This is a genomic window from Pseudomonas versuta (assembly GCF_001294575.1).
Lineage (GTDB): Bacteria > Pseudomonadota > Gammaproteobacteria > Pseudomonadales > Pseudomonadaceae > Aquipseudomonas > Aquipseudomonas versuta.
Genome location: NZ_CP012676.1, coordinates 3609201 through 3629408 on the forward strand (window position 1 = coordinate 3609201; position 20208 = coordinate 3629408).

21 protein-coding genes are annotated in these 20208 nt (G+C 58.9%); 16 read left to right on the forward strand and 5 right to left on the reverse strand.

The window, feature by feature from the left end:
• Positions 1–3: 3 nt before the first annotated feature.
• The 4 genes from gatA (at position 4) to AOC04_RS16245 (ending at position 4457) form a co-directional block, all read left to right on the forward strand.
• Complete coding sequence (gene gatA / locus AOC04_RS16230; RefSeq protein WP_060695129.1) at positions 4–1455, forward strand: Asp-tRNA(Asn)/Glu-tRNA(Gln) amidotransferase subunit GatA; 1452 nt, start codon at positions 4–6, stop codon at positions 1453–1455.
• A 10-nt stretch (positions 1456–1465) separates the two neighbouring features.
• Positions 1466–2911, forward strand: coding sequence for an Asp-tRNA(Asn)/Glu-tRNA(Gln) amidotransferase subunit GatB (gene gatB / locus AOC04_RS16235; RefSeq protein ID WP_060695130.1), 1446 nt, complete (start codon positions 1466–1468; stop codon positions 2909–2911).
• A gap of 84 nt (positions 2912–2995) precedes the next feature.
• Entirely contained in the window at positions 2996–3367 is a 372-nt protein-coding gene (locus AOC04_RS16240) for a septal ring lytic transglycosylase RlpA family protein (RefSeq protein ID WP_060695134.1), read from the forward strand.
• A 49-nt stretch (positions 3368–3416) separates the two neighbouring features.
• A complete protein-coding gene (locus AOC04_RS16245) occupies positions 3417–4457 on the forward strand; it encodes a calcium/sodium antiporter (protein ID WP_060696970.1) in 1041 nt (346 codons plus the stop codon).
• A 22-nt stretch (positions 4458–4479) separates the two neighbouring features.
• Here the strand turns inward: AOC04_RS16245 and AOC04_RS16250 are convergent, their stop codons facing one another.
• The 3 genes from AOC04_RS16250 to AOC04_RS16260 all read right to left on the reverse strand — a co-directional run bounded on the left by AOC04_RS16250 (position 4480) and on the right by AOC04_RS16260 (position 6550).
• Entirely contained in the window at positions 4480–5421 is a 942-nt protein-coding gene (locus AOC04_RS16250; RefSeq protein WP_060695135.1) for an AEC family transporter, read from the reverse strand.
• A 68-nt stretch (positions 5422–5489) separates the two neighbouring features.
• Complete coding sequence (locus AOC04_RS16255; protein ID WP_060695137.1) at positions 5490–5975, reverse strand: WbuC family cupin fold metalloprotein; 486 nt, start codon at positions 5973–5975, stop codon at positions 5490–5492.
• 17 nt (positions 5976–5992) lie between these two features.
• Positions 5993–6550: a hypoxanthine-guanine phosphoribosyltransferase gene (locus tag AOC04_RS16260; protein WP_060695139.1), complete on the reverse strand. Its 558-nt coding sequence runs from the start codon at positions 6548–6550 to the stop codon at positions 5993–5995.
• A 165-nt stretch (positions 6551–6715) separates the two neighbouring features.
• On the opposite strand from AOC04_RS16260, the gene upp reads away from it, so the two are divergent.
• The gene (gene upp / locus AOC04_RS16265; protein ID WP_060695140.1) at positions 6716–7354 is read left to right on the forward strand and encodes a uracil phosphoribosyltransferase; all 639 of its coding nucleotides are present in this window, start codon (positions 6716–6718) and stop codon (positions 7352–7354) included.
• 1 nt (position 7355) lies between these two features.
• Entirely contained in the window at positions 7356–8633 is a 1278-nt protein-coding gene (locus tag AOC04_RS16270; RefSeq protein ID WP_060695142.1) for a uracil-xanthine permease family protein, read from the forward strand.
• Between the two features lie 57 nt (positions 8634–8690).
• Here AOC04_RS16270 and hemH read toward each other — a convergent pair whose 3' ends face one another.
• Both hemH and AOC04_RS16280 read right to left on the reverse strand, forming a co-directional pair.
• Positions 8691–9716 carry a ferrochelatase gene (gene hemH / locus AOC04_RS16275; RefSeq protein ID WP_060695144.1) on the reverse strand — a complete coding sequence of 342 codons (1026 nt, stop codon included), beginning with the start codon at positions 9714–9716 and terminating at the stop codon, positions 8691–8693.
• Between the two features lie 13 nt (positions 9717–9729).
• Complete coding sequence (locus AOC04_RS16280; RefSeq protein ID WP_060695146.1) at positions 9730–10632, reverse strand: TIGR01777 family oxidoreductase; 903 nt, start codon at positions 10630–10632, stop codon at positions 9730–9732.
• 206 nt (positions 10633–10838) lie between these two features.
• Between AOC04_RS16280 and AOC04_RS16285 the strand changes: the two genes are divergently transcribed.
• From AOC04_RS16285 to AOC04_RS16330, 10 genes are all read left to right on the forward strand, one after another.
• Positions 10839–11825, forward strand: coding sequence for an NAD(P)/FAD-dependent oxidoreductase (locus AOC04_RS16285; RefSeq protein WP_060695148.1), 987 nt, complete (start codon positions 10839–10841; stop codon positions 11823–11825).
• Positions 11822–12037 carry a TIGR02450 family Trp-rich protein gene (locus tag AOC04_RS16290; protein ID WP_060695150.1) on the forward strand — a complete coding sequence of 72 codons (216 nt, stop codon included), beginning with the start codon at positions 11822–11824 and terminating at the stop codon, positions 12035–12037. The genes AOC04_RS16285 and AOC04_RS16290 overlap by 4 nt, the downstream gene beginning before the upstream one ends.
• Positions 12038–12206: 169 nt before the next feature.
• Positions 12207–13175 (forward strand): YbgA family protein, encoded by a 969-nt coding sequence (locus AOC04_RS16295; protein ID WP_060695152.1) that lies wholly within the window; start codon positions 12207–12209, stop codon positions 13173–13175.
• 2 nt (positions 13176–13177) lie between these two features.
• Positions 13178–14113 carry a MerR family transcriptional regulator gene (locus AOC04_RS16300; RefSeq protein WP_060695154.1) on the forward strand — a complete coding sequence of 312 codons (936 nt, stop codon included), beginning with the start codon at positions 13178–13180 and terminating at the stop codon, positions 14111–14113.
• Positions 14114–14128: 15 nt separating this feature from the next.
• On the forward strand, positions 14129–15574 hold the full coding sequence (gene phrB / locus AOC04_RS16305) for a deoxyribodipyrimidine photo-lyase (protein ID WP_060695156.1): 1446 nt from the start codon (positions 14129–14131) through the stop codon (positions 15572–15574).
• A complete protein-coding gene (locus tag AOC04_RS16310; protein WP_060695158.1) occupies positions 15567–16337 on the forward strand; it encodes an SDR family NAD(P)-dependent oxidoreductase in 771 nt (256 codons plus the stop codon). The genes phrB and AOC04_RS16310 overlap by 8 nt, the downstream gene beginning before the upstream one ends.
• The gene (locus tag AOC04_RS16315; protein ID WP_060695160.1) at positions 16334–17581 is read left to right on the forward strand and encodes an NAD(P)/FAD-dependent oxidoreductase; all 1248 of its coding nucleotides are present in this window, start codon (positions 16334–16336) and stop codon (positions 17579–17581) included. Before AOC04_RS16310 ends, AOC04_RS16315 begins: the two co-directional genes overlap by 4 nt.
• Positions 17578–18378: a DUF1365 domain-containing protein gene (locus tag AOC04_RS16320; RefSeq protein ID WP_060695163.1), complete on the forward strand. Its 801-nt coding sequence runs from the start codon at positions 17578–17580 to the stop codon at positions 18376–18378. Before AOC04_RS16315 ends, AOC04_RS16320 begins: the two co-directional genes overlap by 4 nt.
• Positions 18365–19636 carry an SAM-dependent methyltransferase gene (locus AOC04_RS16325; protein WP_060695165.1) on the forward strand — a complete coding sequence of 424 codons (1272 nt, stop codon included), beginning with the start codon at positions 18365–18367 and terminating at the stop codon, positions 19634–19636. The genes AOC04_RS16320 and AOC04_RS16325 overlap by 14 nt, the downstream gene beginning before the upstream one ends.
• Complete coding sequence (locus AOC04_RS16330) at positions 19629–20159, forward strand: DUF2878 domain-containing protein (protein WP_060695167.1); 531 nt, start codon at positions 19629–19631, stop codon at positions 20157–20159. Before AOC04_RS16325 ends, AOC04_RS16330 begins: the two co-directional genes overlap by 8 nt.
• The last annotated feature ends 49 nt before the right edge of the window (positions 20160–20208 follow it).

The window sequence follows — 20208 nt, forward strand, 5'->3', positions numbered from 1 at the left end:
TGCATGCATCAATTGACTCTGGCCGAGATCGCCCGCGGACTCGCCGATAAAAAGTTTTCTTCCGAAGAGCTGACCAAGACCTTGCTGGCGCGTATCGCCCAGCTCGATCCTCAGCTCAACAGCTTCATCACCCTCACCGAAGACCTCGCCCTGGAGCAGGCCAAGGCCGCTGACGCACGTCGCGCCAACGGTGAAACCGGCGCATTGCTGGGCGCACCGATCGGTCACAAAGACCTGTTCTGTACCCTGGGCGTGCGCACCAGCTGCGGCTCGAAGATGCTCGACAACTTCAAGGCTCCGTATGACGCCACCGTGGTCGCCAAACTGGCCGCAGCAGGCGCCGTGACCCTGGGCAAGACCAACATGGACGAGTTCGCCATGGGGTCGGCCAACGAGTCGAGCTACTACGGCGCAGTGAAAAACCCGTGGAACCTGGAGCACGTGCCCGGCGGTTCGTCGGGTGGTTCGGCGGCGGCCGTTGCCGCTCGCCTGCTGCCTGCTGCAACCGGCACCGACACCGGCGGCTCGATCCGCCAGCCGGCGGCCCTGACCAACCTCACCGGCCTGAAACCGACCTACGGTCGTGTTTCGCGCTGGGGCATGATTGCGTACGCCTCCAGTCTTGACCAGGGCGGCCCGTTGGCTCGCACTGCAGAAGACTGCGCCATTCTGTTGCAAGGCATGGCCGGTTTCGATCCTCAAGACTCCACCAGCATCGACGAACCCGTGCCGGACTACAGCGCCAGCCTCAATGGCTCGCTGCAGGGCCTGCGTATCGGCGTGCCGAAAGAGTATTTCAGCGAAGGCCTGGACCCGCGTATCGCGCAGCTGATCCACACCAGCATCCAGGAGCTCGAAAAGCTGGGCGCCGTGATCAAGCACATCAGCCTGCCTAACATGCAGCACGCGATTCCTGCGTACTACGTGATCGCACCCGCCGAGGCCTCCTCCAACCTGTCGCGTTTTGACGGCGTGCGCTTTGGCCATCGCTGCGAAGACCCGAAAGACCTCACCGACCTGTACAAGCGCTCGCGCGCCGAGGGCTTTGGCCCCGAAGTACAGCGCCGGATCCTGGTAGGTGCCTACGCCCTGTCGGCTGGCTACTACGACGCTTACTACCTGCAAGCGCAAAAAATCCGTCGCCTGATCAAAAACGACTTCATGACCGCATTCAATGAAGTCGACATCATCCTCGGCCCGACCACACCTAACCCGGCCTGGAAAATCGGCGCTAAAAACAGCGACCCGGTTTCTGCCTATCTGGAAGACGTGTACACCATCACCGCCAACCTCGCGGGCCTGCCGGGCCTCTCGATGCCGGCCGGTTTTGTCGATGGCCTGCCGGTCGGCGTGCAGTTGCTTGCACCCTACTTCCAGGAAGGTCGCTTGCTCAACGTCGCGCATCAGTACCAGTTGAACACTGACTGGCACCTGCGCTCACCTGCCGGCTTCTGAGGAAACACACATGCAATGGGAAGTTGTGATCGGGCTGGAAATTCACTCCCAGCTCGCCACCCAATCGAAGATTTTCTCCGGTAGTGCCACCACCTTTGGTGCAGAACCGAACACCCAGGCCAGCCTGGTTGACCTGGGCATGCCTGGCGTATTGCCGGTGCTGAACCAGGAAGCCGTGCGCATGGCTGTTATGTTCGGCCTGGCCGTTGATGCTGAAATCGTTCAGCACAACGTGTTTGCCCGCAAAAACTACTTCTACCCCGACCTGCCCAAGGGCTACCAGATCAGCCAGATGGAGTTGCCGATCGTCGGCAAGGGCCACCTGGACATCACTCTGGAAGACGGCACCGTCAAACGTGTCGGCATCACGCGTGCGCACCTGGAAGAAGATGCCGGCAAAAGCCTGCATGAAGACTTCAGCGGTTCCACCGGCATTGACTTGAACCGTGCCGGTACGCCTCTGCTCGAGATCGTTTCCGAGCCGGACATGCGCAGTGCCAAAGAAGCAGTGGCCTACGTCAAGGCGATGCACGCGCTGGTGCGCTACCTGGGCATCTGCGACGGCAACATGGCCGAAGGCTCGCTGCGTTGCGACTGCAACGTGTCGATTCGCCCGGTTGGCCAGGCTGAGTTCGGTACCCGCTGCGAGATCAAGAACGTCAACTCGTTCCGCTTTATTGAAAAAGCGATCAACAGCGAAGTACAGCGCCAGATCGAGCTGATCGAAGATGGCGGCAAGGTTATTCAGCAAACTCGCCTGTATGACCCGAACAAGGACGAAACCCGCGCCATGCGCAGCAAAGAGGAAGCCAACGACTACCGTTACTTCCCCGATCCGGACCTGCTGCCGGTGGTGATCGAAGATTCGTTTATCGAAGACGTTCGCGCCACCCTGCCTGAACTGCCACCGCAAAAGCGCGAGCGCTTCCAGTCGCAATTCGGCCTCTCGGCCTACGACGCCAGCGTCCTCGCTTCGAGCCGTGAACAGGCCGACTACTTCGAGAAAGTGGTCAGCATTGCTGGTGACGCCAAACTGGCGGCCAACTGGGTCATGGTCGAGCTGGGCAGCCTGCTCAACAAGCAAAGCCTGGATATCGACCAGTCCCCGGTCAGCGCCGAGCAACTGGGTGGCATGCTGTTGCGCATCACCGACAACACTATCTCCGGCAAAATCGCCAAGGTCGTGTTTGAAGCGATGGCCAATGGCGAAGGCAGCGCAGACGAAGTGATCGACAAGCGCGGCCTCAAGCAAGTGACCGACAGCGGCGCAATTGAAAAGGTGCTGGACGAAGTGCTGGCAGCCAATGCCGAGCAAGTCGAACAATACCGCGCAGCTGATGAAGCCAAACGCGCCAAGATGTTCGGCTTCTTCGTGGGCCAGGCAATGAAAGCCTCCAAAGGCAAAGCCAATCCGCAACAAGTCAACGAACTGCTGAAAAGCAAACTCGAAGGCTAAGCAAGATGCCCGCGGGAGATCTGTTGAACATGGATCTCCCGCGGGCGCGGGCTAACCACACACTGCAATAAAAGGATTCCCCCCATGAAGCGGCTACTCGGCGCCTGCGCCCTGCTCAGCTTGCTCGCCGGCTGTGCCAGCCATGACGTAGACCCTCGGGGCTATGACAAAACCGGCATTGCCTCGTATTACGGCGCTCGCCACCACGGTAAACGGACTGCCAGCGGCGAACCCTTCAACCAGCATGCCCTCACAGCCGCCCACCCCGGGCTGCCATTCGGCACTCGAGTGCTGGTCACCAACCTTCGCAACGACGAGTCTGTGGTAGTACGCATCAATGATCGCGGACCGCATACTCGAGGCCGGCTGATCGATCTTTCACGCGAAGCCGCCAAACAGTTGGATATGCTGGGCAGCGGTACAGCCAAGGTCCGGGTTCAGGGCCTGAGCGACTAATCGAGGAGTGGTCAACATTTTAGGGTTGAACGCATTATCACCATGGAGTCTGCTGCAACTGCTCTGCGGCCTGGTTTTACTGATTGCCGGCGCCGAATTGCTGGTGCGCTGCGCCATGCGTATCGCCGCCAACCTGAAGATTCGCCCATTGCTCATCGGCTTGACCGTGGTTGCGCTGGGCAGCAGTGCACCGCAAATGACGGTCAGCCTGCAAGCCGCGTTCAATGGCACCCCGGACATTGCCGTCGGCAGCGTCATCGGCAGCAATATCTTCAACATTCTGGTCACTCTCGGGCTCTCGGCGCTGATTATTCCGCTGCGCGTGTCACGCCAACTGGTGCGCCTGGATATTCCCCTGATGATCCTGGCCAGCGGCCTGGTGTTCGCCCTGGCACTGAACAAACAACTCGACCGCCTCGATGGCGTCATATTGTTGTGCGGCCTGCTGATCTATTTCGGCCTGCTGCTGCGCCAGTCACGCCACAGCGGCCATCATCACGCCAGCCACGAACTGCCCCCCACTTCAAGCCTGCACAATGGCTTACTGATGCTTGCGGCCCTGGCGTTGCTGGGGCTGGCCGGACACTTGCTGCTGGGGGCTGCGGTCAATATCGCCACAGAGCTGGGATTATCCGAGCGCATCATCGGCCTGACCATCATCGCCGTCAGCACCTCACTGCCACAGCTGGCCACGTCACTGATCGCCGCCTTGCGGGGCCAGCGCGAAATAGCCGTCGGCAACGTGATTGGCAGTAACGTCTTCAACCTGCTCGGTGTGCTTGGCCTTACGGCCCTTGTGGCACCGCAGCCGCTGTCCGTCTCGCCCAATGCGCTGACGTTCGACCTGCCGGTAATGCTGGGTGTCGCAGCACTGTGCCTGCCGGTGTTCTATGCCGGGTACCGCGTGACCCGCGGCGAAGGTGTGTTGCTTCTGGGGCTGTATCTGGCCTACGGCCTGCACGTAGTGTCATTCACTACCGGCATGCCCCTGGCCGCAAAGCTCGAACATCTGATGCTGTTTTATATCTTGCCGGCGCTGCTGGTGTTTATTCTGTTCAGTACCCTGCGTGCATGGCGTCGGCAACACTGACGTTCCAGCCACCAGGGACTGGCTAAATCCAGCCGCCCCACTGCAACACAAAAATCCCGATATTGGTCGTGATCGCAGCCATCAGGGTGGTGATCACGATAATGGCTGCTGCCAGCTCATGGTTGCCGTTGGCAGCCCGGGCCATGACATAGCTGGCCGCCGCTGTCGGGCTGGCAAAGTACAAAAACAGCGTACCCAGCTCCGGCCCGCGAAAGCCACAAAGCCAGGCGCCCAGGGTCGTCAGCAGTGGCAGGCTGACCATTTTCACCAGACTCGCGCTCATTGCCAGCTCGCCACTTTTGCGCAAGCTGGCCAACGACAGCGTGCCGCCGATGCAAATCAATGCCAGCGGCAAAGTCATCGATGCCAAATATTCGCCCGAGGTTTGCAACCAGTGCGGCAGGCTGAGCTTGAACGCGGCAAACGGGGTCGCCACCAGCACACTGATGATCAGCGGGTTCTTGAACACACTTTTGCAGATGCTCCACGGATCGGACTTGATCACCGGGCTGTACACCGCCAGCACGATCGTCGACAACGTGTTGTAGAGCAGAATCACCAGCGCCGCGAGCACTGCCCCCAGCGAAATGCCGTAATCGCCATACATGCTGGCCGCCAGGGCCAGACCGATGACCGCGTTGTTGCCGCGAAAAGCACCTTGAGTGTAAATACCGCGCTCAGCCGGCGGGCAGCGCCAGATCGACCAGCCCCAGGCCAGGGCAAAGCTGGCAAGAGTCGCCACGGTGAAATAACCGAGCACCTTGGGCTGCAAGGCGGCCCTGAGATCGGCATGCAAAATACCCAGAAACAACAACGCCGGCATGGTGACGTTGAACACCAGTGCCGACGCAGTGTGGATAAAGTTGTCATTGATCCAGCCCACGCGCTTGAGCACTACCCCCAGAAACAGCATGGCAAACACGGGAGCAGTGATCGTAAGCGTCTGAAGGAAGATAGCCAGCATGTCGGGTCAGCCTAGTGGCGATCGAAGGGAAGATCGTATGCGCGATCAAACGCGAGAGTAAGCCAGCGTCAACCTGCAGTTTTATCGAACTGGGCACGCATCCAGCGCTGATACTCGGCCACCCCGGGCTCCCCTTCGCGAGGTGCCCACGGCGCCAGTTCGCCATCCCCCACCGGCCGATAAGGCCCTGCCTTGCACTCGAACATCAGGCTGTCGGCTTCAAGCACCACCAGGCCATGAAAAACGCCAGGCGGCAAATCAACCCCAAGACTCTCGCCAGCAGCTTGCAACACACGCTTGTCGAGCACCCGGCCTTGCTCATCAAAGATCAGGACCCCAAGCGTACCCTTGAGTACCAACAGGGTTTCAACCTTGTCACTACCCAGGTGCCGGTGCGGCGGAACATAGGTTGAGGGTTGCAACCCCACCACCATGCGATGGCAGGGCTCTTCCATCTGATGCAAGTTGTGATGCTGGCGACCACGGGGGTTGCCGGCAGCTTTCTCTGCCAGGTCGTTGAAGAGCGATTGATCGAGAAAGCTGTGGCGGGTCATGGTTTCAACGTCCTTTATTACATGCCTTTAACGGCATAAATCCCGGCGGCATTGCGCCAGTAACCTTTGTAATCCATACCGTAACCGAAGAGGTAGCGGTCAATGCACGGCAGACCAGCGTAGTTGGCTTTCAGGTCCGGACGCGCCTTGCGGTCGTGGTCCTTGTCGATCAGTACTGCAGTGTGCACCTGACGGGCGCCCGCATGTTTGCAGAAATCGACGATCGCACTCAGGGTATGACCTTCATCGAGGATGTCATCGATGATCAGCACATGACGGTCAATGAACGACACTTCAGGCTTGGCTTTCCAGAACAGATCGCCGCCAGTGGTCTCATTGCGATAGCGCGTCGCGTGCAGATAAGACGCTTCAAGCGGGAACTTCAGATGGGTGAGCAGCTTGCCCGCAAAAATCAGGCCGCCGTTCATCACACAAAATACCACTGGATTGGTCTCGGCCATTTCGGCCGTGATTTGCGCGCCAACGCGGGCAATGGCGGCCTCTACTTCAGCTTCGGTATACAGGCAGTCAGCCTCTCGCATGATTTGACGGATATGCTCGAGATCAGCAGACATGACGCTCTCCAGGGGGGGTTGTGCAAGAAAAGCGGGCAAAGGTACGCACCCGCATGGCTCAGATCAAGCATTTATGGACTAACGTGCAGTAATGTTCTGTAGGACATAGCCCCGGATTAGATTAATCTAGGCCGCTTTTTTTGCCTGCCCACGGAGCCTTTCCCCATGCCCATTCGCGAGATACGCCACCCGCTGATTCGTCACAAGCTCGGCCTTATGCGCCGCGCAGACATTAGCACGAAGAACTTCCGCGAGCTTGCTCAGGAAGTCGGCGCGTTGCTGACCTATGAAGCCACCAAAGACCTGACCCTCGAAACCTACGAGATTGAAGGCTGGTGCGGCACTGTTCAAGTTGAAAAAATCGCCGGCAAGAAAATTACCGTCGTGCCGATTCTGCGTGCCGGCATCGGCATGCTTGAAGGCGTACTCAGCCTGATCCCGGGCGCCAAAGTCAGCGCTGTCGGTGTCGCCCGCAACGAAGAAACCCTTCAGGCCCATACCTACCTGGAAAAACTGGTACCGGAAATCAACGAGCGTCTGGCGATGATTATCGACCCGATGCTGGCCACCGGTTCGTCGATGGTTGCCACCATTGATCTGCTGAAGAAAGCCGGCTGCAAGGAAATTCGCGCCATGGTGCTGGTTGCCGCGCCAGAAGGCATTGCCGCCGTAGAAGCTGCACACCCGGATGTCATCATCTATACCGCTTCCATCGATGAGCGCCTGAACGAGCACGGCTACATCATTCCAGGCCTGGGCGACGCCGGCGACAAGATCTTCGGCACCAAGCAAAAGGACTCATAACATGCAGGACGAGTTCAACGACCCGCTCTGGCGCCAGATCATCTCTGGCGCGCAGATGCTCTTCGTGGCCTTTGGCGCGTTGGTCCTGATGCCTTTGATTACCGGCCTGGACCCTAACGTTGCGCTGTTCACGGCGGGTCTCGGGACTCTGTTGTTCCAGATCGTGACCCGGCGTCAGGTGCCGGTTTTTCTGGCTTCGAGTTTTGCGTTCATTACCCCGATCATTCTCGCCAAAGGCCAGTTCGGTCTTGCCGCGACCATGGGCGGCGTAATGGCAGCCGGTTTCGTGTACACCTTTCTCGGTTTCGCGGTAAAGCTCAAAGGCACCGGTTTTATTGACCGTCTGCTGCCGCCCGTAGTCATTGGCCCGGTCATTATCTCGATTGGTCTGGCGATGGCCCCAATTGCAGCGCACATGGCCATGGGCCGCGCTGAAGATGGCACAGAGTTGATCCACTACCAGACGGCCATGCTGATCTCGATGCCAGCCCTGCTGACTACCCTGATCGTAGCCGTGTTCGGCAAAGGCATTTTCCGCCTGGTACCGATCATTGCCGGGGTGCTGGTGGGTTTTGCCATGGCGTTTTACTTTGGCGTGGTCGACACGGCCAAGATTGCCGCAGCTCCATGGTTTGCCTTGCCACACTTCACTGCCCCCGAGTTCAACTGGCAGGCGATTCTGTTTATCGTCCCCGTGGCCCTGGCCCCGGCCATTGAACACATCGGCGGCGTCATTGCCGTGGGCAGCGTGACCGGTCGCGACTACCTGAAAAACCCTGGCCTGCATCGCACCCTGTTCGGTGACGGCATTGCCACCACCGCTGCCGGCCTGCTTGGCGGTCCACCCAACACCACCTACGCCGAAGTGACTGGCGCAGTGATGCTGACCAAGAACTACAACCCGAAAATAATGACCTGGGCGGCGATCTTCGCCATCAGCCTGGCATTTATCGGAAAGTTCGGCGCACTGCTGCAGAGCATTCCAGTACCGGTAATGGGCGGAATTCTGTGCCTGTTGTTCGGTTCAATTGCCGCGGTCGGGATGAACACCCTGATTCGCCATCAGGTCGACCTGAGCGAAGCCCGCAACCTGGTGATTGTCTCGGTGACCCTGGTATTCGGGATCGGCGGTGTGCTGATCGGCACCGGTATGGGCCCGGAAGACTTCGGTCTAAAAGGCATCGCTCTGTGTGCCATCGTCGCCATTGCGCTGAACTTGTTGTTGCCGGGCAATGACAGCTGGAAACACAAAAAGAAAGGTGACGAGCCGACTCTCTGAATCGACCCGCCACCCAGTCCTGCGGGAGCCTGGCAAGCCAGGCACCCGCAGGAATCTTTACAGCGCCAGTGGCGCCCGCTCACACAACGTGTTCAACGCTGCCGCCCACTCAGGGTTGTCATTGAGACACGGCACCAGCACCAACTCCTCGCCCCCCGCCGCAACAAACTGCTCGCGACCGCGATCGCCGATTTCTTCCAGGGTTTCAATGCAATCGGCCACAAACGCCGGGCACATGACCAGAATCTTCTTCACCCCGTCTTTGGCCAGAGCATCCAGCCGCGCCTCGGTATAGGGTTCGATCCATTTGGCCCGGCCCAATCGGGACTGGAACGCCACCGACCACTTGCCCTCAGGCAACCCCATGCGTTCGGCAAACGCCTGGGCAGTACGCAAGCACTGCGCGCGGTAACAGGTAGCCAACACGGCTGCTGAAGCGTTCTGGCAGCAGTCGGCATTTTTAAAGCAGTGATTACCGGTCGGATCGAGCTTGTGCAGATGACGCTCGGGCAAACCGTGAAAGCTGAGCAACAAATGATCGTAATCCTGCTCCAGGTGCGGCCTGGCACTTGCCACCAATGCGTCAAGGTATTCGGGTTGATCGTAAAACGGCTGCACGATGGAGATTTGAATGGCCAGCTTTGCGGCTTTAACCACGCGCTTGGCTTCTTCAATCACCGTGGTCACCGTGCTGTCGGCAAACTGGGGATACAACGGCGCCAGCGTGACCTTTTGAATCCCCTGCGCGGCCAGACGCTTGAGTACGGTTTCAATTGACGGTTCGCCATAGCGCATCGCCAGCTCAACCGGGCCCTTGCTCCACTCTTTGCTCATCGCCTGCTGCAAACGACGGCTGAGGACTACAAGCGGTGAGCCTTCATCCCACCAGATGGAGGCATAGGCATGCGCCGATTGCTCGGGGCGCTTGATCAGAATCAGCGACACGATCAGACGTCGCAATGGCCACGGCACATCGATCACATACGGGTCCATCAGAAACTGGTTCAGGTAACTGCGTACATCCGCTACCGAAGTAGACGCGGGCGACCCCAGGTTAACCAGCAATAGTGCGTGCTCGGTCATGCAACATCCTATTTCAGAGGCGGGTGGACAGATCATCCAGAGCCGCACGCAAATCGGTGAACTGAAAAGTGAAACCGGCTGCCAGCAATTTGGCCGGCGCTGCCCGTTGGCCGCCCAGCAATAACTGTGACAGTTCGCCCAGGCCAACGCGCAAGACAAAGGCAGGGACAGGAATAAACGCCGGACGGTGCAACACGCGGCCCAGGGTTTTGGCGAACTCGGCATTGCGTACCGGCTGCGGCGCGCAGGCATTATAGGGACCCGACGCGGCATTCTCATGTACAAGAAAATCAATCAGGGCAATTTGGTCCTTGATATGGACCCATGGCATCCATTGCCGACCATTACCTATCGGCCCGCCCAGCGCCAGCTTGAAAGGCAGCACAAGGCGCGACAAAAAGCCGCCTTCGGCCGCCAGCACCAGCCCCGTACGCACCAGCACCACGCGAATGCCCAAGGCTTGTGCGCGTTGCGCGGTTTCCTCCCAGGCAATACACAAATGGCTGGCGAAATCTTCGCTGACCGGCGGCGACTCTTCGGTCAACTCGCGCTCCCCCCCATCGCCATACCAGCCCACTGCCGAACCGGACACCAATACCGACGGTTTTTGCTCACGAGTGCCGAGCCAGGTCACCAGGGTTTCCGTCAGGGTAATCCGGCTGCTCCACAGCAACGCCTTACGCTTGCGTGTCCACGGCCGTTCGGCAATCGGCGCACCGGCCAGGTTGATCACTGCGTCAATCGGCTCCTGGCCAAGCTCTTCGAGCGTGGCGATCCCTCTTGCGCCGGCACCGCATAACTCACTCACCCGATCAGGGCGACGACTCCACACACTCAGGCGGTGACCTTGCGCCAGCCAGTGGTGGCAGAGCTGGCGTCCTATCAAACCTGTACCGCCGGTCAGCAAAATATGCATGAGTTGAGCCTCGCTGGGAGTTTTATCGGGTGCACTGGTCTATTTTTAAGGAAAGCCCCCATTTCTTCGGGCCGTTGACCTTATAAAGAATAGGCCAGACTGGCCCGGCAAGCGCACTAAAACTTATACTAATAAATTAATTTGTACAGGTATTAGCGGCATCGTAGTCTGTGCAGCTGACCTTGCAACCAGGGATTGAGGCCAATATGACTGTACCTATCGCAATAATCGGGGCCGGCATCGCCGGGCTGTCTGCCGCACGCGCACTCCACAAGGCCGGGCACACCGTGCATCTGTTCGATAAAAGCCGGGGTAGCGGCGGACGCATGTCGAGCAAGCGCAGTGAAGCCGGATCACTGGACCTGGGGGCTCAGTACTTCACCGCCCGCGATCGCCGCTTTGTTGATGAAGTTCAGCAGTGGCAGGCTCTGGGCTGGGTGGCTGAATGGGAACCGCGCCTCTACAACCACAAGGACGGCCAGCTGACACCCTCGCCGGACGAACAGACCCGCTGGGTGGGCAGCCCGCGCATGAGCGCGATTACCCGCGGCATGCTCGGCCATCTCACGATCAACTTTGCATGCCGTATCACTGACTTGATTCGCGGAGAAAAACACTGGCACCTGCTGGATGCCGACGAATGCAGTCACGGCCCGTTCAGCCACGTGATCGTTGCTACGCCAGCGCCCCAGGCGACTGCCCTGCTTGCCGGAGCACCGAAACTGGCGAGCACTGCGGCCGGGGTAAAAATGGACCCGACCTGGGCCGTTGCTCTGGCTTTCGAAACACCTCTGGAAACCAAAATGGATGGCTGCTTTGTACAAGACAGCCCGCTCGACTGGCTAGCCCGCAACAGCAGTAAACCAGGACGTGAACACAAGCCCGACACCTGGGTGCTGCATGCCTCCAGTGCCTGGAGCAAACAAAACCTGGACCTGCCCAAAGAAGCAGTCATCGAGCAACTGCACGGTGCCTTTGCCGAACTGATGCACTTTCCGACTCCCGCGCCGATCTTCAGCCTGGCCCACCGCTGGCTCTATGCCCGCCCCTCCACTGCCCATGAATGGGGCGCCCTGGCTGATGCCGACCTGGGGCTGTATGCCTGCGGCGACTGGTGCCTGTCGGGGCGGGTCGAGGGCGCGTGGCTCAGCGGCCAGGAAGCAGCCCGACGGTTGATTGAGCATCTCCAATGAACCGCCTCAACCCGCGCAAATTGCTGCTGTCAAAATGGACAGCAGCCACCCCGCACAACCGAGAGAAACACTTTCTGGTCACCGAACTGTTTTGCGACGAAGAAGGCAACGTGCTCGAACTCGAACTGCAAGCGGTGCTCACCCGGCGCAGCCAGCGGTTGCCCTGGCAAAGCCTGCAGGATGCAGCGGCCTGGAAAATGGGCTGGCTGTAGGAGCGAGCTTGCTCGCGAGCCGTTTTAAAAGATCGTGAGCAAGCTCGCTCCTGCAAAAGCACCACAAATACCTGTACAAGATAATTGACTTGTACAAGGCAAGGCCTAAGATGAACTCAAGTTGTACATCCAAACAAAGATGTACAAGTAATTCTTGGAGACTCATCCCATGGCCTGCGACATCTCAGCCCGTCAAAAACCGAAAATCGCCATCAGCGCCTGCTTGCTCGGGGCCGAAGTTCGCTTCAATGGCGGGCACAAAGAGTCGCGACTGTGCAGCCAGGCCCTGAGTGAACATTTCGACTTCGTCCCGCTGTGCCCCGAAGTCGCCATCGGGCTTGGCATTCCGCGCCAGCCCATCCGCCTGATCGGCGACCCTGCCCAACCGCAAGCCTTGGGCAGTGTCGACAGCTCTCTGGACGTAACCCGGCCATTACACGATTACGGTGTGGCCATGGCCGCAGCGCACACAGACATTTGCGGCTACATCTTTATGCAAAAGTCACCGTCTTGCGGACTCGAGCGAGTCAAGGTCTATCAGGACGGTGGACGCCCCGCAGAGCTGAGCGGACGGGGGATTTACGCACAAGCGTTTTGCGCGGCCCACCCCGATTTGCCTGTGGAAGAGGATGGCCGCCTCAACGACCCGGTATTGCGTGAAAACTTTCTGACCCGGGTTTACGCCTATAGCACCTGGCAGCAATTACTCAGAGCCGGCATCACCCGCCGTTCCCTGACCGAATTTCATGCCTGTTACAAATACCAGCTCATGGCCCACCACCCCGAGCAGTACAAAATCCTGGGCACCATGCTCGGCAATCTGGGCAAAAATGATCCCCGCGAGATCGCCCCTCAGTACTTCAGCGAGTTGATGAAAGCCCTGAAAAAATGCGCCACGCGTCGCACTCACACCAATGTGCTGCAACACATCAGCGGCTATCTAAAACAATTCATCAGCCCCGAAGACAAGCAAGAAGTGCAATACCTGATTGGCCAGTACCTGCACGGCATTGTGCCGCTGATCGTGCCGCTGACACTGCTCAAACATCATTTTCGCCTGCATCCGGATCCCTACATATCGCGCCAGGTATACCTGCAACCGCACCCGGAAAACCTCAGCCTGCGCAATGCGATATGAACATGAGCAAAGACCTTTCGGTGAACGGCCCTCCTGCCCCTGACTACAACCAGGCCCTGGACGCCGGCTGGCTGCCGATACGCGAAGTAGCCCGTATCACAGGCGTCAATGCCGTGACCCTGCGCGCCTGGGAACGTCGTTATGGCCTGATCGTCCCGCACCGTACCGCCAAGGGCCATCGCATGTTTTCGGACACGCATATCCAGCGGATCCAGCAGATTCTGACCTGGCTTAATCGCGGGGTCTCAGTCAGTCAGGTCATGCCGCTGCTCGACGCAGCCCCCGCCTGGCACGCCCCCGTCGACAACGACTGGCAGGCATGGCGCCAGACCCTGACGCTGGCGATCACTGAGCTGTCCGAGCGCAGGCTCGATGACAATTTTAATCAAGTCATGTCGCTGTATCCGGCCCACACACTGTGCGAACAACTGTTGATCCCGCTTTTAAACGAGCTGGAACAACGCTGGCAGGGCCAGTTCGGGGCACAACTGGAGCGGGTATTTTTCAACTCCTGGCTGCGCAGCAAACTGGGCGCCCGTATCTATCACAACAACCGCTCGCTCAAGGGCAAGCCCGTGCTGCTGATCAATCATTCGGCCCTGCCTTTTGAGGCACAGCTATGGCTCACGGCCTGGCTGGTCAGCAGCAGCCATTGCCCGGTTGAAGTATTCGACGGGCCACTGCCCGGCGGTGAACTGGCCCTGGCGGTTGAGCGCCTCAATTGCCCCGCCGTGGTGCTCTATTCAAGCCAAACCCTCAACCCCCGGCAGTTGCCGAAGCTACTCGGCGGCACCAATTGCCCGGTCCTGATTGCCGGACCGACGGTATGCATCCATAGCGCCGAGTTGGCCGTAAGTACTACTGAAATCGCAGGATTGTCCCTGGCTGTTGATCCGCTTGAAGCCCATCAACGACTCAGCCAGCTCGGACTCTTCTAGCCCCAAGGAATAAACATGCAACTGATCTGGCTGCGCAGCGATTTGCGCCAAAGCGACAACACTGCCCTGAGCGCCGCCGCTGCACGCGGCCCCACTGTGGCCGTGTACCTCATAAGCGCCGAGCAATGGCTGGCCCATGATGATGCGCCATGCAAAGTCGACTTTTGGCTGCGTAACCTGAGCGTCCTGAGCGACAGCCTCGAACAACTGAATATCCCGTTACTGATTCGCAGCGCACCCGCCTGGGACCAGGCCCCCGCGGCGCTTGTTGAGCTGTGCCAACAACTGGGCATTCAGGATGTTCATGTAAATGATGAATACGGCATCCATGAAACCCGGCGCGATCAGGCCGTCGCCTGCGCACTCGACGCCCAAGGCATCGGCTTTCATCGCTACCTCGACCAACTGTTGTTTCAGCCCGGCAGCGTGCTGACCAAAACCGGGGGGTACTTTCAGGTCTTCAGCCAGTTCCGCAAGGTTTGCTATGAGCGCCTGCATACGGGGCTGCCGGGCATCGTGGCCAAACCACAGGCACAGGCGCCGCTGTCGATTGCCCGGGATCGCGTTCCTGAATCTGTTACCGGCTTTGCCCGGCCCGGCCAATCCTTGCGTGCACTGTGGCCGGCTGGGGAAGAAGAAGCCCGGGAGCGCCTGGCACGCTTCGCCGATGAGCAAATCCACTACTACAAAGAAGAACGCGACTTACCCGCAAAACCTGGCACCAGCCAGCTTTCGCCCTACCTGGCAGCAGGCGTTATCTCACCACGCCAATGCCTGCATGCCGCACTGCTAAGCAACAACGGCGAGTTTGAAAGCGGCAGTGTCGGTGCCGCGACCTGGATCAGCGAACTGATCTGGCGCGAGTTTTATAAACACATTCTTGTGGGCTACCCACGGGTTTCCCGGCACCGCGCATTCAGGCCTGCCACCGAGTTCCTGCCCTGGCGTGACGCCCCGCAGGAGCTGGCAGCCTGGAAAGAAGGCCGCACCGGCATCCCGATCATAGACGCGGCCATTCGCCAACTGCTCGAAACCGGCTGGATGCATAACCGCCTGCGGATGGTGGTGGCGATGTTTCTGACCAAAAACCTGTTGATCGACTGGCGCGAGGGTGAGCGCTTCTTTATGCAGCACTTGATTGATGGTGACCTCGCAGCCAACAACGGTGGCTGGCAGTGGAGTTCATCCACCGGGACCGACTCGGTTCCCTACTTCAGAATTTTCAACCCGCTGAGCCAGTCCGAGCGCTTCGACCCCGAAGGGCGCTTCATCAAGCACTGGCTGCCAGAGCTCGCAACGTTGAATAAAAAGGAAATCCACAACCCGGCCAGTGCTGGAGGCCTGTTTGGCGTTGCCGACTACCCGCAGCCGATAGTCGACTTGAAACACAGCCGCGAGCGGGCCCTCAGCGCCTTCAAAAATCTGCCGAGGCATCAGCTCTATGAGGTGTGTGATGACTGAGACCCGGCGTATCTGGCTGACCGGAGCCAGCAGCGGGATTGGCGCCCGCCTGGCTGAAGAACTGCTGAGCAGTGGGGCGCGTGTGGCATTGAGTGCCCGTACCCTGCCCCCTCTGCAGGCTTTATCCGACCGTTATCCGGGCCAGGTCCTATTGGTGCCTGGTGACTTGACCGACAGCCTGCAAGTGCGCGAAATCGGCAAGCGCATTGCGCAAGCCTGGGGCGCGCTGGACACCGTGATTCTCAATGCCGGCTCCTGTGAATATGTCGATGTCCGGCACTTTGACGCAGCCTTGGTCGAGCGTGTCGTACGCACCAATCTACTGGCCAGCAGTTACTGCCTTGAAAGTGCACTGCCTTTGCTGCGTGCAGGTGTACGACCGCATCTGGTAGGAGTGGTCAGTTCCGTGACTTACTGGCCCCTGCCGCGGGCCGAAGCTTATGGCGCCTCGAAAGCCGGCCTGCGTTACCTGCTGCAGTCGCTGCGCATCGATCTGGCCCATGAGGGAATAGATGTCACCCTGGTCAGCCCCGGTTTCGTTGATACCCCGCTGACTGAGAAAAACGACTTCCCCATGCCCATGCGCTGGCCGGTACTCAAAGCCGCGCGGCACATTAGCCAGCGTCTGGAAAAACGCCCGCTGGAAATCGCTTTCCCCTGGCTATTTATCCTCATCCTCAAGCTGATGTCTCGTCTGCCCGGCCGCCTGCAACTGGCCATTGGCAAGCGTCTGGCGCGCACTTCTGACGAGACTCCGACATGAAAATTGCAATCATCGGCAGCGGTATTTCCGGCCTGACCTGTGGCTATCTATTGCACAAGGAGCACGACATCAGCGTGTTCGAGGCCAGTGACTGGGTGGGGGGGCATACCCATACTGTGGATGTCAGCATCAAGGGACGTACCTATGGGATTGATACCGGCTTCATCGTGTTCAACGACTGGACCTATCCCAACTTCATCAAGCTGATCAATCAACTGGGGGTGCGCTCAAAAGCCACTGAGATGAGTTTCTCGGTGCGCGATCCCCAGCGCAATTTCGAATACAACGGCAACACCCTCAACAGTTTGTTTGCCCAGCGCAGCAACCTGTTGTCGCCCGGGTTCTGGGGCATGCTGCGCGATATCCTGCGCTTCAATCGCCAGGCCGTTCGCGACCTGCAAGAGCAACGCATTGCCAGCGACACCCGGTTGGGTGACTACCTGCAACAGCACGGTTATGGCACCCGGTTCATCGAGCACTACATTGTGCCCATGGGCGCAGCAATCTGGTCCATGCCACTGGCGGACATGCTGGAATTTCCGCTGCAGTCGTTTATCCGCTTCTTCAAGAACCACGGTTTGCTGAGCATTACCAATCGCCCGCAGTGGCGAGTGATCGAAGGCGGTTCGAGTGCTTATGTACAGCCACTGAGTGCTGGTTTTTCAGAAAAAATCCGCCTCAACTGTCCGGTTACGGCGGTTGAACGTGACGCGCTCGGCGTACTTATCCACAGCCGTGCAGGCAGTGAGCGTTTCGATAAAGTTATCTTTGCCTGCCACAGCGATCAGGCATTAAAGCTACTGGCCCGGCCAACCGCCGCAGAACAGCAAATTCTCGGCGCCCTGCCCTACGCCGATAACGAAGTAGTACTGCATACCGATACCCGACTGTTGCCTGAGCGAAAACTGGCCTGGGCCAGCTGGAACTACCGACTGGGTGATGCCGGACAACGCGGTGCCGCAGTCACTTACGCCATGAACATCCTGCAGGGGATCGAGAGCGAGACAACGTTTTGCGTCAGTCTTAACCAGACCGCCGCCATTGATCCGCTTAAAGTGCTGGCCACTTACACCTACTCGCACCCGCAATACAGCCTCGATGCCGTAGCCGCGCAAGCGCGCTGGAAAGAATTGCTGGGCACACAGCACAGCTATTTTTGCGGCGCTTACTGGGCCAATGGCTTCCACGAGGACGGGGTAGTCAGTGCATTACGTGTCGCATCAGCGTTCGGTCAACACTTATGAACAGCGCCCTGTACAGCGGCTGGATCGCCCACCGGCGCTTTGCTCCCACCAGCCATGCGTTCCGCTATCAGATCGGCTTGATGTATCTGGATCTGGACGAACAGGACGCTGTATTCGGGCTGTCTCCTCTGGCGGGCAAAAGCCGCTTTGCACCGTTCTCGTTTCGCGAAACCGATTACCTCAAGACCTACACCCGGACCGGCATGCGCCTGATCGATGCCGTGCGCCAACAAGTCGGCCAGGCCCTCGGACATACCCCGCAAGGGGCCATCTGTTTGCTGACTCAAGCTCGCAGCTGGGGCCTGTCCTTCAACCCGGTGAGCTTCTTTTATTGCCATGAGCCAGACGGAAAACTGGCCGCCATCTTGTGCGAAGTCAGCAACACCCCATGGCGCGAGCGCTATCACTACGTGCTCCCCGCCGAGGGCGACAGTCATCAGCACTTCGCGGTGGCCAAGGCCTTTCATGTGTCGCCCTTTCTGCCCCGCGATCTGGAATACCGCATGAGCTTCAGCCCGCCTGCGGCACGACTCGGCGTGCATATGGCGGACTGGCAGGGTGAACTGAAAATGTTCGATGCCACCCTCAATCTGCAGCGCAGCGCGCTCGATCGTGCCGGGTTGCATCGCTATTTGAGGCAATTTCCATGGATGACGGCAAAGACTTGCGGGGCCATTTACTGGCAAGCCTTACGCCTGTTTCTCAAACGCATGCCGATATTTTCCCATCAGGCCGCCGACGGCGCCTTTCGCATTGCCGCCCTGCAACCCAAGGATAAACGTCATGAAAAGCCCTAGCCTGGTGAGCAAAACCTCACGTCTGAGTACTTACAATCTGACCAGCGTACTGCTGCGGCGCGGGGTCATGCGTCAACTCTGCCAGCTGCAACACGGCCAACTGGTGCTGACTGAAAATGGCGAGCGTCATCAGTTCGGCGACAGCAGCGCTGCGATGATCGGCGAAGTGCACGTCAGCGACCCCAGTGTCTGGGGGATGATCGCCAGCAACGGCTCTATTGGCGCTGGCGAAGCATTTATCCACGGATACTGGAGCTCGCCCGACCTGACCAAAGTGATCCGGGTACTGGTCAGCAATCTGCAAGTCCTGGACGCCATGGAAAGTGGCCTTGCCAGCCTCGGACGCCCGTTGATTCGGTGCCTGCACTGGATCAATCGCAATACCCGCAAAGGCTCGCAAAAAAACATTGCGGCTCATTACGACCTTGGCAATGAGATGTTCGAGCAGTTCCTCGATCCCACCATGATGTATTCGGCGGCTCAATTCCTCAGCCCTGACGACAGCCTGGAACAGGCTCAGCTGAATAAACTGCAACGCATTTGCCAGAAACTCGACCTCAAACCCGAAGACCACTTGCTGGAAATCGGCACAGGCTGGGGCAGCATGGCCATTTTTGCCGCGCAGCATTACCACTGCAAAGTGACCACCACCACACTCTCGAAGGAGCAGTTCGATTACACCCGTGAGCGCATTGATGCATTGGGACTACAGAATCAGGTGACCTTGCTGCTTGAGGACTACCGGGATCTGACCGGGCAGTACGACAAACTGGTGTCCATCGAGATGATCGAAGCGGTCGGCCATCATTTTTTACCCAACTACTTCAAACAGTGTTCGCACTTGCTCAAGAACCAAGGGTTGATGCTGCTGCAAGCCATCACCATTCGCGACCAGCGTTACGAGCAAGCCAAGAACAGCGTGGACTTTATCCAGCGCTATATCTTCCCCGGCGGCGCATTGCCCAGCGTGCAGAAAATGCTCGAGATCGTCACCCGCGATACCGATATGAACCTGATGCACATGGAGGATTTTGGCCTGCACTACGCCAGGACCTTGCGTCTGTGGCATGAGAACTTTCGCCATGCCCACGGCCGCCTGACAGAGCTGGGCTATGACGAATACTTCCTGCGGCTGTGGGAATTTTATCTGTGCTACTGCGAAGGCGGTTTTCTCGAGCGCAGCATAGGCACCGCGCAATTGCTACTGGCCAAGCCCGGTGCCATGCCGCAACCCTTGCTCGGTCGCTTTGATGCCTAGCCCTGCCCTTAAACGGCAACTGGCCAACGCCGTGCTGTTTCAGCTGGGCTGGTTTGCCTGTGTACTGGGCGGCAATAGCCTGTGGTTACTGGTAGCGGCAAGCGCATTGCTGGCAAACGGACTGTGGATAAGTCGATCGTGGGCACAAGCCCGCTTGATCATCTATGTCTGCTTGCTCGGTACCCTGGTGGACAGCCTATTGCTCAATGCCGGGGTCTTTGAGTTCCGGCAAGAGGGTATTTTGATCCCGTTCTGGCTGGTGCTGCTCTGGGCATTACTGGCGACCACGTTGAACCATTGCCTGGCCTGGACCGCACGACCGCTGTGGCGGGCAATGTTGCTTGGCGCGGTTGGCGGGCCAATGTCGTATTACGCCGGGCAACGACTGGGGGCGGTGCAATTCGGTTTCGGGCTGTGGCCGACCCTGGTATTGCTGGCCGTGATCTGGGCCGGATTGTTTCCGGCACTGCAATGGCTCGCGGGCAAACAGACACCCCCCCAGCAGGAGCGAGCTTGTCTGTAGGAGCGAGCTTGCTCGCGAGCTTTTTCATCGCAGCAACAAAAAGCTCGCG